This window comes from Rhodocyclaceae bacterium (assembly GCA_020248265.1).
Lineage (GTDB): Bacteria > Pseudomonadota > Gammaproteobacteria > Burkholderiales > CAIKXV01 > CAIKXV01.
This window is the reverse complement of sequence record JADCHX010000019.1, coordinates 22,366-37,206: the sequence shown is the minus strand read 5'-3', so window position 1 is coordinate 37,206 and position 14,841 is coordinate 22,366. Positions and strand designations below refer to the sequence as shown.

Sequence of the window (14,841 nt, the reverse complement as noted above, 5' to 3'; positions counted from 1 at the left end):
CCCGCCCGCGCCGTCAGTGCAACTGCTTGGGTCGCGTATGCGGTTGCGTCGCGCTGGCGAGCCCGCTTTCGCCAGCCGCCTGCTTGCGTGTCCAGTCTTCCGCGAAGAGCTTGTTGATCAGTGCCCCGACCTGAGAGACGTCCTCGGCACCGAACTGCCGGCCGAGCAGGTTGGACACTTCCTCGACCATCAGGCGCCGCTGCATGTCGTGGATCGCCTGCGGCGTAGGACCGACGAACATCAGTTGCACCTCGTCGCCCTTGTCGTGGAAGTAGGTGATCTCGACCGTAGAGGCTTCTTCGGCCAGCGGGCCCAGGCCGGCGAGTGCATCGCCCAGCACGCCCTGGAAGTTGCGGCCGACGTCCCCGGTCCAGCAGATCTCGAGCAGGAACCGCTTGCGGTCGAACACGATGCCGGGCTCGTCCTGCTCCAGGCTGCGGGCTTCCTTGATCGAAGCGCAGTCGAGGTAGTCGAGCCAGGGGCGGAGGGCACCCTCCACCTGGCCGATGGAAACACCTTCGACCAGCACCACGGTGCCGTGCACATGAACTTCGGTACGCATGTCCGATTACTCCTGACGAAAACGCGACTGATGCCTGGGTGCAGCCGGGGTCGGCTGCCGTGGTTCAGTCGTTCACTGCGACGATCGGATTGCGGATCACGCCGATGCCCTGTACCTCGGTCTCGAGGACATCACCCGGCTTCAGGAACTCCGGTGGCGTGCGGGCGTAACCCACGCCCTGCGGCGTACCGGTGGCGATCAGGTCGCCGGGTTCGAGCGTAAGCCCTCGCGACAGCTCGGCAATCAGCCGCGGCAGCTTGAAGAACAGGTGGCGGGTGTTGGATTCCTGCTTCACGACGCCGTTGACGCGCGTGAAGATGTCGAGCGACTCGGGCTGTATCGAATCGGCCGTCACGATGCACGGTCCGATCGGGCAGCTGCCGTCCAGGCTCTTGCCCTTGAACCACTGCCCGCCGTGGTAGCGCTGCATGTCGCGCGCGGTGACATCGTTCAGGACGGTGTAGCCGAACACATGGGACATCGCGTCGGCTTCCGGGATGTTGCGTCCGCGGCGGCCGATGATCATGCCCATCTCGCATTCCCAGTCGATCTTCTCGCTGACCTCGGCGTTGTACGGGATCGGGTCGAAGGGTCCGTTCAGGGCGTTCGATGCCTTGGTGAACAGCGCCGGGTGGTCGGGCAGTTCGACGGCGGTCTTGCGATGGGCTGCGCCCTCGTTGAAGTGGTCGAGGTAGTTCCAGCCCACGCAGTAGACGTTGCGGAGCAGGCGCGGCAGCGGCGCGCACAGCGTGACGGTCGATAGCGCGATGCGTACCGCCTTCGCATGCGAAGCCAGCGCCGACACAGCGGCCAGGCCGGGCGCGCCGGCATCGATGAGCGACTGCATGCTCGTCGGGTCGAACGGCAGCGCCGCGCCCCCGGTAGCGGCGGTTGCCGCGAGGTCGACCAGGTGCATGCCGTCGGCGTCGAGGACGCCGACGGTGGACGCCGCGCCAGCGGCGGCCTTGTAGGTGTAGAGCTTCATGCTTGACTTGACTCCATCTGTTCGGTGTCTCGGTGCACGGTGTGCGTTCTGGCGATTGGATTCCGGGAAGGGCTGCGTAGGGGTGCGTAAAGTGCGTAGGGTGCGTCGGGGTGCATCAGGGTGCGTCAGGGTGCGTCAGGCCCGTCCTGTCTGCGGGGGGCGGCCTGCGCCCGGATGCGCCAGGGGTGCCGTACCCGGCGCGACTGCCGGATCCGCGGTCAGCCGGCCAGTCGCAGCCGGAAGCGTTCGGTCGCGCGGACCAGTTCCGCCCTGATGCCCGCTTCCCACGCCGAGTGTCCGGCATCGGGAACGACGACGTACTGGGCCTCCGGCCACGCCTGGTGCAGGTCGTCTGCGCTGACGATCGGGCAGACGGCATCATACCGCCCCTGGACGATCACGCCCGGCAGATGCCGGATGCGACCTATGTTGTCGAGAAGCGCGTTGTCGGAGAGGAAGATGCGGTTGATGAAGTAGTGCGCTTCGATCCGGGCGAGGCCGAGTGCAACGCTGTCGCCGGAGAAGTACGAAACCGTCTCCGGGCTGGGCAGCAGCGTAGAGCAGCTGCCTTCGTACACGCTCCACGCCCGTGCGGCCGGCATGTGCACCGCGGGCGACGGGTCAATGAGCCGGCGATGGTAGGAGACGAGGATGTCTTCCCGCTCGGCGGCGCTCAGCTGCGCGGTGAACGCGCGCCAGGCTTCCGGGAAGATCGCCTTCAGGCCGTAGAGGAACCACTCGATCTCCGAATCGCGGCACAGGAAGATGCCGCGCAGGATCAGTCCGTGACAGCGCTCCGGGTGCGCCTCGGCATAGGCCAGCGCCAGCGTGCTTCCCCATGACCCTCCGAAAACCAGCCAGCGATCGATGTTCAGGTGCGCGCGCAGCTGTTCCAGGTCGGCGATGAGCAGAGGGGTCGTGTTGTCGACCAGGTCGCCGTGCGGCAGCGACCGGCCCGCACCGCGCTGGTCGAGGACGACGATCCGGTAGAACGCCGGATTGAAGAACCGCCGGTGTTCCGGCGAACTGCCCGCCCCCGGGCCGCCATGCAGGAACACGACCGGTACGCCGGAGGGATTGCCCGACTGCTCCCAGTACATCCGGTGCCGGCCGTCGAGCGCGAGCATGCCGCTGGAGAAGGGCTCGATCGGCGGGAACAGTTCTGAGCGGACCGGGTCGCGCTGGTCTGGCATGGCGTTTGCACCGGGGTTGCCGGCCTGTCTGGGGAATGGGGCGAGAAAGGCGCTGCAGTGGGCACTGCAGCCCCTGAAGAAGTTAGCACGAACGCGTGCCGCGCGTCGGGCGTGGGGGTTTTCGCGGACTCGTTGCATGCTACTATCGCGAAACGACTTGACCAGCCATGGCGGAATCGCAGCAGAGCGATCTCGAAAAGACAGAACCAGCCAGCTCCCGCCGCATAGAACAGGCGCGCGAGCAAGGACAGGTTGCCCGTTCGACCGAGCTCAACAGCTTCTCGTCGCTGCTGGTGTCCGGCGGCCTTCTGCTTTTCGCCGGCGCAACGCTCATCGACGGCATGCGCACGTTGTTCGCCAGCGGGCTGCAACTCGACCGTGCCAGCGCATTCGATGTCGGCGTAGCGCTCTCCCGGCTGTACGAAACGATGGTCGGCGCGCTATGGGTGATGGCGCCCCTGTTCGTCGCCTCGCTACTGGTCGCGCTGCTCGCGCCGATGCTGCTGTCCGGCTGGCTGTTCAGCGCGGACGCGCTGCAGCCGAAGCTGAGCCGCCTGTCGCCGACTGCTTACCTCGGCCGCACGTTTTCCTGGCAAGGCGCGGTCGAACTGATCAAGGCCATCCTGAAGATGGTCGTGCTGGGCGCGGTCGTGGTGGTGATGCTCTGGAAGCAGAAGGACGCGATGGCGATGCTCGCGCTGGAGCCGATCGAGACCGCGCTCGCGCACGTCGGCTCGATGATGACCGATGCGTTCGTCGCGGTGATGCTGGCGATGCTGCTGATCGTCGCGATCGACGTGCCGTTCCAGATCTGGAATCACGTGCAGCAGTTGCGAATGACCAAGGAGGAGGTGCGCCAGGAGGGCAAGGAGACCGAGGGAAACCCCGAGGTCAAGGGGCGGATCCGGGCGATGCAGCGCGAGATGGCACGCCGCCGGATGATGTCGGCGGTGCCCAAGGCGGACGTGGTAGTCACCAACCCGACGCATTACGCGGTGGCCCTGCAGTACCTCGAGGGCCGCATGCGTGCGCCGCAGGTGGTGGCCAAGGGCTCGCGCGAGGTCGCCAGCCGCATCATCGACCTCGCGCGCGAGAACAACGTGCCGGTGCTGAGCGCGCCGCCGCTCGCGCGTGCGCTGCATCGGCATGCCGAGGTCGGCGACGGTGTCCCGGCGGCGCTCTATGCCGCGGTCGCCGAGGTGCTGGCCTGGGTGTACCAGCTTCGCCTCGCGCGCGGCTATGGCTCGGTACTGCCGGGTGCGCCGACGCTGCTGGACGTTCCTGCCGACCTCGACCCGGGGCCGGACGCGGAAGCAGAGGCCGTGCCGGCGCTGCAGCCGGCCCGGGTGCGGGGAGGGCTGCTGCCTGCCTCGGGAGCTGACCGATGAGCGCCCTGCCGCCAGGCCCGGGCGGGGCCTTGACCCTGCCGGGCGGCCAGCCCGCAAGCTCGCAGTGGACGCGCGCCGCGGCGCCCATGCTGATCATCCTCGTGCTCGCGATGATGGTCCTGCCGCTGCCCACGCTCCTGCTCGACCTGCTGTTCACGTTCAACATCGCACTGTCGGTGATCGTGCTGCTGGTCGCGCTGTACACGCTGAAGCCGCTCGAGTTTTCGGTGTTCCCGACCATCCTGCTGGTCACCACGCTGCTGCGCCTGTCGCTCAACGTCGCCTCCACCCGGGTCATCCTGCTCGAAGGCCACACCGGCCCGGATGCCGCCGGCCAGGTGATCGAGGCCTTCGGCCACTTCCTGATCGGCGGCAACTACGCGGTCGGCCTGATCGTGTTCATCATCCTGGTCGTGATCAATTTCGTGGTGATCACCAAGGGTGCAGGCCGCATCGCCGAGGTTGCGGCACGCTTCACGCTCGATGCGATGCCGGGCAAGCAGATGGCGATCGACGCCGACCTGAATGCCGGGCTGATCCGCGAGGACGAGGCGCGCGCGCGGCGCCAGGCGATCGCCGCCGAAGCCGATTTCTACGGGTCGATGGACGGTGCGTCGAAGTTCGTCCGCGGCGATGCGATCGCCGGCATCCTGATCGTCGTGATCAACATCGTCGGCGGGCTCCTGATCGGCATGCTCCAGCATGGCATGGGTTTCGGCGATGCGACCGAGACCTACGTGCTGCTGACCATCGGCGACGGCCTCGTTGCGCAGATTCCGGCCCTGGTGATCTCGACGGCCGCCGGCATCGTGGTCAGCCGCGCCGGCAGCGAGCAGGACCTGTCCAACCAGTTCATCGGCCAGATGTTCAACCGGCCGCAGGTGATGTACATCACCGCCGGCATGATCGGGCTGGTCGGCCTGATTCCTGGCATGCCCAACCTGGCCTTTCTCGCGATCGCCGGGGGTCTCGGCTGGATCGGCTGGTACACCGCGCAGAAGCAGCAGCAGGCGGCGGCGTTGCCTCCCCCGCCGCCGCCGCCAAGGGCGGAGCCAGCCGAGGTCGGCTGGAACGACGTGGTGCCGGTCGACATGCTCGGCCTGGAAGTCGGCTATCGGCTGATCCCGCTGGTCGACCGCTCCCAGGACGGTGAACTGCTCAAGCGCATCCGCGGCATCCGCAAGAAGGTCGCGCAGGACCTCGGCTTCCTGGTGCCCGCGGTGCACATCAGGGACAACCTCGAGCTGCGGCCCAATGCCTACCGGATCCTTCTCAAGGGCGTCGATGCCGGTACCGGCGAAGTGTTCCCCGGCATGTTCCTGGCGATCAATCCCGGGCGGGTACTGGGCAACCTGCAGGGCACGGCCACGAAGGATCCTGCATTCGGTCTGCCAGCCACCTGGATCGATGCCGGCCAGCGCGACCAGGCGCAGAGCCTCGGCTACACGGTGGTCGACGCCGGGACGGTGGTGGCGACCCACCTGTCGAACATGATCCAGTCGAATGCGCACGAACTGCTCGGCCGTGAAGAGACTCAGGCGCTGCTCGACCACATCGCAAAGGATTCCCCCAAGCTGGTGGAAGACCTCGTGCCACGGGTGCTGAACCTCACGGTCGTGCAGCGCGTTCTGCAGAACCTGCTGTCCGACGGTGTCCATATCCGCGACATGCGCACGATCATCGAGTCGCTGGCCGAACACGGCGCGAAGACGCAGGATGCCGAGGAACTTACCAGCCATGTGCGCATCGCGCTGGGGCGCGCGATCATGCAGTCGGTGTTCCCGGGCGCGGGGGAGTTGCCGGTAATCGCGCTCGACCCCACACTCGAGCAGATGCTGACCCAGATGACCCAGGGACGCGCCGGCGACAAGGCCGACCGGCAGGCCGACGGCGCCGGCCTGGAGCCTTCGCTCGCCGAGAACCTGCTGCGCCAGGCGGCGGTACTCGCCCAGACCCAGGAACAGTCGGGACAACCGGCCGTGCTGCTGGTCGCGCCGGCGCTGCGAGCCCTGCTGATGCGGTTCCTGAAGCGTGCCGTTCCCCAGCTCAAGGTGATTTCGCACTCGGAAATCCCTGACAGCAAGACCATCCGCGTGGTTGCCGTGCTCGGAGGACGGGGATGATCGTCCGGCGTTTCCAGGCCCAGTCGACCCGCGATGCCTTGCGCGAAGTACGCGATGCGCTGGGCGCCGATGCGCTGATCCTGTCCAACCGGCGGCTGCCCTCGGGCGGCGTCGAACTGGTGGCGATGATCGAATCCGGCGCCGAGCCGGCGATGCTGCCCGCACCGTTCCCGCCCCGGACCGAGGTCGAGCCGCTCCGGCGTTCGGCGATCGATGCCTATACCCAGGCCGCGCTCGCGGACGATCCGGATCTCCCCGATGTCGTGCGCCGCGCCGCGCCGCCGGCGGCACCGTGGCCGCCGCTGCAGGTGCCGGCCGGCGCGCGCGGCTCGGTGGCGCCCGGTCCGGCGGCTGCGGCGCCTGCAGCGCCAGCCGTGCCGATGGCATCGCCTGCGCCCGAGCCGGCACCGGCACCGGCAGTCGCGCGGCCGGCGGCCGCGGCGCGCAGCGCCGCAGACCCCGGTGCGATCACCGAGATCGCCGCCGAGGTCCGCTCGCTGCGCTCGCTGGTCGAGCATCAGCTGGCCGGGTTTGCCTGGGGCGAGCGGTCACGGCGTTCGCCGGTCGAGACCGAAGTGATGCGGCGGCTGCTTGCGGCTGGCTTCAGCACGCTGCTCGCGCGCGACCTCGCCGAGGCGGTCAGCCGACACCATGCCACGGAACCCGACACGGCCGGGACGCCCGTGCGCGGCGTCCCGGTACCCGATACGCCGGTCGACACTGCCTGGCGGCAGGTGCGCGCCCTGCTGTTCGACCGGCTGAAGACGCTGCTGCAGCCGGTCGACCCCTGCGAACAGGGCGGCGTGTTTGCGCTGGTCGGACCGACCGGTGTCGGCAAGACCACGACGGTCGCCAAGCTGGCTGCGCGCTGCGTGCTCGCGCGTGGGGCGTCCAGCGCCGCGCTGCTGACCACCGACGGCTTCCGGATCGGCGCTCTCGACCAACTGCGCATCTATGGGCGCATTCTCGGTGTCCCGGTGATCGCGGTGCGCGACGAACCCGAACTGCAGATGACGCTGGGCGACCTGGCGGCGCGCCACCTTACGCTGATCGATACCGTAGGCATGAGCCAGCGCGATCGCCGGCTTGCCGAGCAGGCTGCGTTGCTGTCCGGCGAGGGCCGCGGCGTACGGCGGCTGCTGCTGCTGTCGGCCGCTTCCGCCGGCAGCACGCTGGAGGACGTCGCGACGCGCTATGCGGGGGGAGGGCTCGACGGTTGCATCCTGACCAAGATCGACGAGGCGGTGTCGCTGGGCGGCGTGCTCGATGTAGTGCTGCGCCACCGGCTGCCGGTGTGCTTCGTGACCAATGGCCAGCGCGTGCCGGAAGACCTGCACCTGCCCAATCCGCTCTACCTGATCGATCGCGCGCTGCGCGGTCGTGAGGCCGCCAACCCGTTTACCCCGGCCAGCGACGAGTTCGCCCTGGTTGCCGCCAGCGGAGGCTCCGGTGCGTGACCCGCTGCCCCAGGATCTTCCGTCATCGCGCGTGCAGCCGGGGAGGATCCCGCGATGATCGGCCCGGGCGATGATCAGGCCTCGAGCCTGCGCCGCCTGCTGGGCGGATCGACGCTGCGCAGTGCGCTGTTCATCGGTGGCGATGCCGGGATCGGACAGACCGCGCTGGTCGCCGCGACGGCGGGCGCGATGGCGCGGCGCGGCCATGCCGTGCTGGTGGTCGACGCACAGCCGCAGTTACGCAGTGGCGCTGGCTGGTTCGGGCTGTTTCCGCGCGGTGACCTGGCCGAGGCGCTGTCCGGCCAGCGCCGACTCGACGAGGTGCTGCTGCATGCTGCCGGCGGCGTGACCTGGGTGCCGGCCGCCAGGCTCGGCCCTGCCCGCCTACCCGCAGCGGTCGACCCGGCAGCCGGGGCCGCCGTCGCCCGTACCCTGTCCGATCTTGCCGTGCGCTTCGATTGCGTACTGCTCGACGTGCCTGCCGACCGGGTGGAGCGCTGGTGGCCGGCCGCGGCGCAAGCCGGTACCGTCCTGCTCGGATCCACCACGGTCCAGCGTTCGGTGACCGCGGCCTATGCCGCGCTGAAGATGCTGGCCCTCGAGGTCGGGCAGCAGCGGTACCTGTGGTGGATGGCACGTGCCAACGATGCCGGTACGGCGGAGGCGGCGTGGCAGAAGGTGGCACAGACCGCACGCCGCTTCCTGCAGGTGCAGGTGGACTATGCCGGCGCCGTGCCGGTCGATCCGACGGTGCCACGCGCCGAACGCCTCCATCGCCCGCTCGCCGAGGTCTTCCCGGGAAGCTGCGCTGCCGCCGCCAGTGCGATGCTGGCCGAACGGATCGACATCCCGGTGCCGCTGCCAAGCGCACCGGAACAGGCCTGGCAGGCCCTGCTGGTCGGCGAGACGGCGCGAGCCGTTGATCCGGCGCAGAATGCGAGGGCAGAAGCGGGGGCTGTCGTAGAACGCAAAACGCCCCGCAACCCGTCGTACGACTCGACCCCCAGCCCGTCCCAGAAACTGTCGCCGTTCGGCGCGCCGGGCCGAACCGCACTAGTATCGCGGTAATTCAGTACAGGATCGCCCCTTTAGATGCCCCCGATTGCCTCGATAGACGACAAGGATGCCATCGTCAAGGAGATGGCACCGCTGGTTAAGCGGATCGCCTACCACTTCATGACCCGGCTGCCAGCCAGCGTCGATGTCGACGACCTCATCCAGGCTGGCCTGATAGGGCTGCTGGATGCCTCGGACAACTTCGACAGCACGCAGGGCGCGCAGTTCGAAACGTATGCTGTGCAGCGCATCCGGGGCTCCATGCTCGACGAGCTGCGCCATGCCGACTGGCTGCCGCGCAACGTCCGCAAGAACCTTCGCAAGATCGAGGCCGCGGTAGCGAAGCTCGAGCAGAAGTTCGGTCGCCAGCCCAACGAGACCGAGCTGGCCGACGAGATGAACGTGCCGCTCTCCGACTACCAGCACATGCTGAGCGACGCCCGTGGATCGCAGTTGCTGCACTACGAGGATTTCCAGGAGTCCGATGACAATGACTTCTTCGACTTCTTCCTCGCAGACAATCAGTCCAACCCGCTTGCGATCATCGAGGACAAGGGCTTCCGCCAGATGCTCGTCAACGCGATCAGCAACCTCCCCGAGCGCGAGAAGCTGGTGATGGGCCTCTACTACGAAAAAGAGCTGAACCTGAAGGAGATCGGCCAGGTCCTGGGCGTCAGTGAGTCGCGCATCTGTCAACTCCACAGTCAGGCGGTGGCCCGGCTGCGTACACGGATGAAGGAGTGGACGCAGAACGCGTGAGCGCGACCGGGGCCCAGCACAGCCCGGCGCGCGTGACCTCCTGATGGACCGGATAAGCATAGCCGGCCTGTTGCTGGGCCTGACTGCGATCATCGGTGGCCTGATGCTCGAAGGCGGGCATCCGGCCTCGCTGCTGCAGGTCACGGCCTTCCTGATCGTGGTCGGCGGCACAGCCGGAGCCGTCATGCTGCAGAGCTCGGCGCAGCAGTTTTCCGACGCGCTGCGCACCGCGGGCTGGGTATTCAAGCCGCCTCCGCACGAGCCGAAGAAGTTGATCGGCCGGATCACCGGATGGAGCCAGACGGCCCGCCGCGGGGGGTTGCTCGCGCTCGAGACTGCAATCGAAGCCTCGCGTGAGCCGTTCGAACGCAAGGGCCTGCAGCTGCTGGTCGACGGTGCCGAGCCGAACGTGCTGCGCGAAGCGCTCGAACTGGAGATCAATGCGTTCGAGGCGCGCTACCGGGCCGCTGCCCGCGTCTGGGAATCGGCGGGCGGCTACGCGCCGACGGTGGGCATCCTCGGTGCGGTGATGGGCCTGATCCAGGTCATGGAAAACCTCACCGATCCGGCCAGGCTCGGTGCCGGCATCGCGGTTGCGTTCGTTGCAACCATTTACGGTGTCGGGCTCGCCAATCTCGTGTTCCTGCCCGTTGCCAACAAGATCAAGGCGCTGGTCGCGCGCGACGTCAGCACGCGCGAGATGCTGATCGAGGGGCTGGTGGGTATCGCCAACGGCGAGAACCCTCGGTCGATCGAGATCCGCCTGCAGGGTTACCTGGTCTAGCCGCCACGATGCCGCGCAAGCGCCTGCCGGAGGAGCCGGAATCGCACGAACGCTGGCTGATGTCGTACGCCGACTTCATCACGCTGTTGTTCGCGTTCTTCGTGGTCATGTACGCAATCTCGCAGGTGAACGAGAGCAAGTACCGGGTGCTCAGCGACTCGCTGGTGCAGGCCTTCCAGAATCCATCGCGCCTGCCGGATGCCGAGAGCCCGAGCAACTCGCCGCGCTCGATCGTCGGGCAGGAGCAGGGCGGCATCATCGGTCCGGCGCCGGGGTCGCCCAGGGACGAGGCTGCGATGCGGGCGATGATGGCGCGCATGCGCGAACTCGGCGCCGAGTTGTCGACGATGCTCGATCCGCTCGTCAAGGAGGGCCTGGTCCGGGTCAGCGAGACCCGTCGCGGGCTGGTGATCGAGATCAATGCCAGCGTGCTGTTCCGTTCCGGCCAGTCCTCGCTCGAACCTGCTGCTACGAAGACGCTGTCCGAAGTGGCGCGCGTACTCGCGCGCACGGGCGGTGCGATCGCAGTCGAGGGGCACACCGACAACGTGCCGATCTCCACCCCGGCGTTCGCGTCGAACTGGGAGTTGTCCGCCTCGCGTGCGGCGGTGGTGGTCAGGCTGTTCGTCGAGACCGGCATCGCCGCGCCGAGGCTTACCGCCATCGGCCATGCCGACAACCAGCCGATCGAACCTGGCGATACGCCCGAGGCGCGGGCACGCAATCGTCGGGTCGCGGTGATCATCCAGGCGGAACCCGAACCCGGTCAGTCGCAGCAGCCTCGACCGGCAGGCATGCCGGCGTCCGGTGGCGATCCACGCAATTAGGTCTGCGTGGCATGTGCCCGAGGCCGCTGGCGATCGGGCTCAGACCTTGCCGAGGTTTCGTCCGGTACTGCCGATGCGGGTCTGCCCGTCGGGGCCGTAGAGCGACGGCTGCACACCCGCCGCGAGCGCCGACATCAGGCGCTGATTGTGCTGCAGCCGGGTTTCGATCAGCACCCCGTTCTCGCGATTGAGCGCCTGCGCCTTTGCGGCGGTATCGATCAGGTTGCGCCAGATGGCGGACAACGACCCCTGGTCGGCGCCGCCATGCACGATCAGCCATTGCGCCATGCCGGATCGGTCGGGGGTGAACGACTGCCCGGTCAGGTAGACCGCGCGGCGGCGCGCGAGGTCGTTCAGCGTGCGGATGTGTTCCGACTTGGCCGGGGCGATCTGCAGCAGCGCCTCGATATCGCGTGACTCGAGCGCAGCCTGCTCGGTGCGCAGGAGTTCGAAGAAATCGGCAAAGGCCGCCGCTTCGGCCTGCAGGTCGGCCGTAAAGCGAGAGCGGGGATCCGTCGGGGCGATCCGCGGCGCGGCGGGAGGACTCACGCCTTCAGGCAGGGCCGCGCTGGATCAGCAGTTCCTTCACGCTGGAGAGCAGACGGTCGGCTACCACTTCAGAGTCGACCTGGAAACGGCCTTCGCTGATCGCGTCCTTGATCGCCTGCACCCGTGCGCTGTCGACCACCGGCACGCCTGCCAGCACGCCCTCGAGCTGGTTCAGCCTCGCCGAAAGACTGGTGATTTCGACGCTGTCCCCGGACGAGCCCGAGGTCGTGGCGCGAGCGACGGTATTCTGACGGCCCGGTGTCTCGGCGACGCGGGTGACCGGGGTGGAGGAGGGGATGCCGCTGTCGATTTTCATCTTCATGGTTCCGTTTACGGCTCCTGAAACAGGACCTTTAGGAATGTCCGCCAACAAAGTGTCTCGTGTCGTGCAGGATTGCGGCAGCCAGGCCGGATCGGCGCGAACTGCCGATCGGGTGCGCACGCTGCGTGCCCCGGCACGTCACTGTACGACAACTACGCCATTCGACCGGACGATGCCGCGTACGACCTTGCCCGACCCGACGCGCACGTCTACGCCCTGGCCGACCGCAGCATTGCCCAGCGCACGACCGTCATACGATACGCTGAGTGTCGCCGATTCGTAAACCAGGCGCACGGTCTGTCCATTGACTACCGCCAGGACCTGCTTGAGGTTCTCGGCGCGCAACACGCTGCCGGCTGAAACGGTGGACGCCGCGACGCGCCCGACCGCCTGGTTCGGATCCTGGATGACCGACGCCGGCAGCGCGGTCAGCTCTTCGATCCGCGTAGTCAGGTCGGCCGTGTCGACCACGCTGCCCGCAAGCAACGGACGTGCCGCAACTACCACTGGTGCCGACACTCGTACCGTCGCCTGGACGTATATCTGCCATCCCTGCGGGCGTACGCAGCGTACCCCGACCGGGACCTGTCCCCAGGCTCGGGCTCCCGGCGCGAGCGACACCTGCAACTCGTCGCAGCCGGCCAGGCGGGTGCGTTCGTCCGGCGCGTTCACCGTGATGCGGACCTCGCCCGGCAGCGAGGATGTCTGCTCCTGCAGATGCCGCTGTACCTGCTGCACGATCCGCTCATGCAGTGCAGGAAAAACGGTTGCCTGGCCGGCCGCCGATTGCGCCATGGCCGGTGGAACGAGGGTCCACGCAGGCAGCAGCAGACAGGCCAGCGCGAGTGCGCGGCCGATCTGCCGGATTCGGGGCGTTGCAGCTGGCATGCCGGCGCCTTCGTCGGGGTCCGCAGGCGGACGGTCGGACAGGGGCTTCGGGAGCGTATTCACGGACATCGCGCTTTTCCTTCAGGTACAGCTAAAGATCTGGTGCCGGGTTGACGTTACAGCACTAACCGCGCCCTTGTCAGCCTTGGAACGGATCAGGCATGCAGAGTGTCAACCCGGCGGTCGCCGGGCCTGTCGGCCCGGCGGCACCCACCGGCAAGAGTCCCGCCGATTTCGCCCGCGAAACGCTGCGCATGCTGGCGGTGCGCAAACTCGCGCCGACACCTGACAACTACCAGCGTGTCTACGAGGAAATTTCGGGCACCGACAATCAGCACGCGGACGGCACACTAGAGCCGATGCTTGGCGCGTTGCGCGATCTGCCGCGCACGGATCCGGCATTGAAGGAGCCTGTGGCCCGCCTGCAGCGCGCGCTGGTCAGCCGGAACTGGAAGGCTTTCGGGGCGGAAATCCTCGCGCTGCGAGAGGCCTCGGCCGGCGATCCCGCCGCCGCGCCGGCCATGCCGCTGGCGGCCGGTGCGCTGGCTCGACTGGACGCGGTTGGCACACCGCTGTCCTCGGTCGAGACCCTGCGCCGCCTCCTCGCCGAGGTGTTGCGCAATGACGTCGCACCCCGTTTCGTCATCGATCCTTCGCTCAATGCGGAACTGGTCGCTCTTGCCGATCTCGCCGCGTCGGCCGATTCCACCGAGGCGTGCGCCCAGCTTGCGACGCGCCTCGATGCATTCTGGAAGGGCACGGCCGGCGCACGCGGCCTCGACGCCAGGATGGTTCCGGAACTGATGGGCCTGGTCCGGCTGCTCATCGACAACATCGGTGAACTGGTCGATGACGACCAGTGGATCGGCGGGCAGGTGGAGGTAATGCGCCAGTTGATGGCGCGGCCTCCGACCCCGGAACTGCTGACCGATGCGCAGGCCCGCTTCCGCGAGATCATCCTGCGCCAGGGCGCGCTCAAGCACAGCATTGCCGATGCCAAGAGCACGCTGAAGGACATGTTCAGCATCTTCATCGAGCGGCTCGGCGAGATGTCCGACAGCACCGCCGTGTACCACGAGAAGATCGGCGTCCATGCCGAGCGCATCGAGCGTATCGAGGACATCGGCAGCCTGAAGGATGTACTCGACGGGTTGATGGGCGACATGCGCGACATGCAGCGAGATACCCTTCGCTCGCACGATGAGGTCACGGCCGCACGTCGCCAGGCGGAAGCGGCCGAATCGAAGATCCGACAGCTCGAGACCGAACTGGAGGAGATCAGCGAGAAGGTGCGCGAGGATGCGCTGACCGGCAGCCTGAACCGGCACGGGCTGAACGAAGCCCTGACCCGGGAGGCCTCGCGGGCCGAGCGCTACGGCAGCGCACTCTGCGTGTCGGTGATCGACCTGGACAACTTCAAGAAGCTGAACGATACGCACGGACACAGCGCTGGCGACGAAGCCCTGGTGCACCTGGTGACGGTCGCCAAGGCGCTGCTGCGTCCGAGCGACACCATCGGACGCTATGGCGGCGAGGAGTTCGTCGTGCTGCTGCCGGAGACAACGCTCGATGCGGGCAGGGTCGCGATCGAGCGGTTGCAGCGCGAACTGACCAGGCAGTTCTTCCTGGCCAACAACGAAAGGCTGCTGATCACGTTCAGCGCAGGCGTGGTGCAGCTGCGTCGCGGGGAATCGGAAGCCGATGTGGTCAGGCGAGCCGACCAGGCGATGTACCGTGCCAAGGAGGCCGGCAAGAACCGCGTGGTCGCCGAGGACTAGCGCCGTCGCCGCCGCGGCATCGATTGCCGCCTGCGGCAATGGATGCCACGGCGGCAATCGGTCCGGTGACAGCCGCCGAAACTGGCGGATCGGTGCAAGTTGTTGAAGCTGCTACGTTTTCTGGAGAAGCCGTGTGCTGGCACGGTAATCGCAATACAGCAGGCGTCGCC

The 14,841-nt window shown here is 67.7% G+C and carries 14 protein-coding genes; 8 read left to right on the top strand and 6 right to left on the bottom strand.

Annotated features, from left to right (window positions below):
* Positions 1 to 13: 13 nt before the first annotated feature.
* From ING98_16235 to pip, 3 genes are all read right to left on the bottom strand, one after another.
* Positions 14 to 562 (bottom strand): hypothetical protein, encoded by a 549-nt coding sequence (locus tag ING98_16235; GenBank protein ID MCA3103416.1) that lies wholly within the window; start codon positions 560 to 562, stop codon positions 14 to 16.
* A gap of 64 nt (positions 563 to 626) precedes the next feature.
* A complete protein-coding gene (locus tag ING98_16230; GenBank protein ID MCA3103415.1) occupies positions 627 to 1,547 on the bottom strand; it encodes a fumarylacetoacetate hydrolase family protein in 921 nt (306 codons plus the stop codon).
* Between the two features lie 218 nt (positions 1,548 to 1,765).
* Positions 1,766 to 2,740, bottom strand: a complete 975-nt coding sequence (gene pip / locus ING98_16225) for a prolyl aminopeptidase (GenBank protein MCA3103414.1) — start codon at positions 2,738 to 2,740, stop codon at positions 1,766 to 1,768.
* 167 nt (positions 2,741 to 2,907) lie between these two features.
* Between pip and flhB the strand changes: the two genes are divergently transcribed.
* The 7 genes from flhB to motD are packed head-to-tail and all read left to right on the top strand — an operon-like array spanning position 2,908 to position 11,134.
* On the top strand, positions 2,908 to 4,128 hold the full coding sequence (gene flhB, locus ING98_16220) for a flagellar type III secretion system protein FlhB (protein ID MCA3103413.1): 1,221 nt from the start codon (positions 2,908 to 2,910) through the stop codon (positions 4,126 to 4,128).
* Entirely contained in the window at positions 4,125 to 6,251 is a 2,127-nt protein-coding gene (gene flhA, locus ING98_16215; GenBank protein MCA3103412.1) for a flagellar biosynthesis protein FlhA, read from the top strand. Before flhB ends, flhA begins: the two co-directional genes overlap by 4 nt.
* The gene (gene flhF, locus ING98_16210) at positions 6,248 to 7,708 is read left to right on the top strand and encodes a flagellar biosynthesis protein FlhF (GenBank protein ID MCA3103411.1); all 1,461 of its coding nucleotides are present in this window, start codon (positions 6,248 to 6,250) and stop codon (positions 7,706 to 7,708) included. The genes flhA and flhF overlap by 4 nt, the downstream gene beginning before the upstream one ends.
* A gap of 54 nt (positions 7,709 to 7,762) precedes the next feature.
* Complete coding sequence (locus tag ING98_16205; GenBank protein ID MCA3103410.1) at positions 7,763 to 8,776, top strand: hypothetical protein; 1,014 nt, start codon at positions 7,763 to 7,765, stop codon at positions 8,774 to 8,776.
* A gap of 24 nt (positions 8,777 to 8,800) precedes the next feature.
* Positions 8,801 to 9,523: an RNA polymerase sigma factor FliA gene (locus ING98_16200; protein MCA3103409.1), complete on the top strand. Its 723-nt coding sequence runs from the start codon at positions 8,801 to 8,803 to the stop codon at positions 9,521 to 9,523.
* A 43-nt stretch (positions 9,524 to 9,566) separates the two neighbouring features.
* Positions 9,567 to 10,307: a flagellar motor protein gene (locus ING98_16195; GenBank protein MCA3103408.1), complete on the top strand. Its 741-nt coding sequence runs from the start codon at positions 9,567 to 9,569 to the stop codon at positions 10,305 to 10,307.
* 8 nt (positions 10,308 to 10,315) lie between these two features.
* A complete protein-coding gene (motD, locus tag ING98_16190) occupies positions 10,316 to 11,134 on the top strand; it encodes a flagellar motor protein MotD (protein MCA3103407.1) in 819 nt (272 codons plus the stop codon).
* Positions 11,135 to 11,173: 39 nt separating this feature from the next.
* Here motD and ING98_16185 read toward each other — a convergent pair whose 3' ends face one another.
* The 3 genes from ING98_16185 to flgA all read right to left on the bottom strand — a co-directional run bounded on the left by ING98_16185 (position 11,174) and on the right by flgA (position 12,962).
* Positions 11,174 to 11,683: a flagellar protein FlgN gene (locus ING98_16185; GenBank protein MCA3103406.1), complete on the bottom strand. Its 510-nt coding sequence runs from the start codon at positions 11,681 to 11,683 to the stop codon at positions 11,174 to 11,176.
* 4 nt (positions 11,684 to 11,687) lie between these two features.
* The gene (flgM, locus tag ING98_16180) at positions 11,688 to 12,005 is read right to left on the bottom strand and encodes a flagellar biosynthesis anti-sigma factor FlgM (GenBank protein MCA3103405.1); all 318 of its coding nucleotides are present in this window, start codon (positions 12,003 to 12,005) and stop codon (positions 11,688 to 11,690) included.
* A gap of 138 nt (positions 12,006 to 12,143) precedes the next feature.
* Positions 12,144 to 12,962, bottom strand: a complete 819-nt coding sequence (gene flgA, locus ING98_16175; GenBank protein MCA3103404.1) for a flagellar basal body P-ring formation protein FlgA — start codon at positions 12,960 to 12,962, stop codon at positions 12,144 to 12,146.
* Positions 12,963 to 13,054: 92 nt separating this feature from the next.
* Here flgA and ING98_16170 point away from each other — a divergent pair, with 92 nt between their 5' ends.
* Positions 13,055 to 14,671 carry a GGDEF domain-containing protein gene (locus ING98_16170; GenBank protein ID MCA3103403.1) on the top strand — a complete coding sequence of 539 codons (1,617 nt, stop codon included), beginning with the start codon at positions 13,055 to 13,057 and terminating at the stop codon, positions 14,669 to 14,671.
* Positions 14,672 to 14,841 lie beyond the last annotated feature (170 nt).

Excerpts from the sequence above, each read along its gene's own strand:
- ING98_16235 (MCA3103416.1), bottom strand. The coding sequence starts at position 562 with ATGCGTACCGAAGTTCATGTGCACGGCACCGTGGTGCTGGTCGAAGGT.
- ING98_16230 (MCA3103415.1), bottom strand. The coding sequence starts at position 1,547 with ATGAAGCTCTACACCTACAAGGCCGCCGCTGGCGCGGCGTCCACCGTC.
- pip (MCA3103414.1), bottom strand. The coding sequence starts at position 2,740 with ATGCCAGACCAGCGCGACCCGGTCCGCTCAGAACTGTTCCCGCCGATC.
- flhB (MCA3103413.1), top strand. The coding sequence starts at position 2,908 with ATGGCGGAATCGCAGCAGAGCGATCTCGAAAAGACAGAACCAGCCAGC.
- flhA (MCA3103412.1), top strand. The coding sequence starts at position 4,125 with ATGAGCGCCCTGCCGCCAGGCCCGGGCGGGGCCTTGACCCTGCCGGGC.
- flhF (MCA3103411.1), top strand. The coding sequence starts at position 6,248 with ATGATCGTCCGGCGTTTCCAGGCCCAGTCGACCCGCGATGCCTTGCGC.
- ING98_16205 (MCA3103410.1), top strand. The coding sequence starts at position 7,763 with ATGATCGGCCCGGGCGATGATCAGGCCTCGAGCCTGCGCCGCCTGCTG.
- ING98_16200 (MCA3103409.1), top strand. The coding sequence starts at position 8,801 with ATGCCCCCGATTGCCTCGATAGACGACAAGGATGCCATCGTCAAGGAG.
- ING98_16195 (MCA3103408.1), top strand. The coding sequence starts at position 9,567 with ATGGACCGGATAAGCATAGCCGGCCTGTTGCTGGGCCTGACTGCGATC.
- motD (MCA3103407.1), top strand. The coding sequence starts at position 10,316 with ATGCCGCGCAAGCGCCTGCCGGAGGAGCCGGAATCGCACGAACGCTGG.
- flgM (MCA3103405.1), bottom strand. The coding sequence starts at position 12,005 with ATGAAGATGAAAATCGACAGCGGCATCCCCTCCTCCACCCCGGTCACC.
- flgA (MCA3103404.1), bottom strand. The coding sequence starts at position 12,962 with ATGTCCGTGAATACGCTCCCGAAGCCCCTGTCCGACCGTCCGCCTGCG.
- ING98_16170 (MCA3103403.1), top strand. The coding sequence starts at position 13,055 with ATGCAGAGTGTCAACCCGGCGGTCGCCGGGCCTGTCGGCCCGGCGGCA.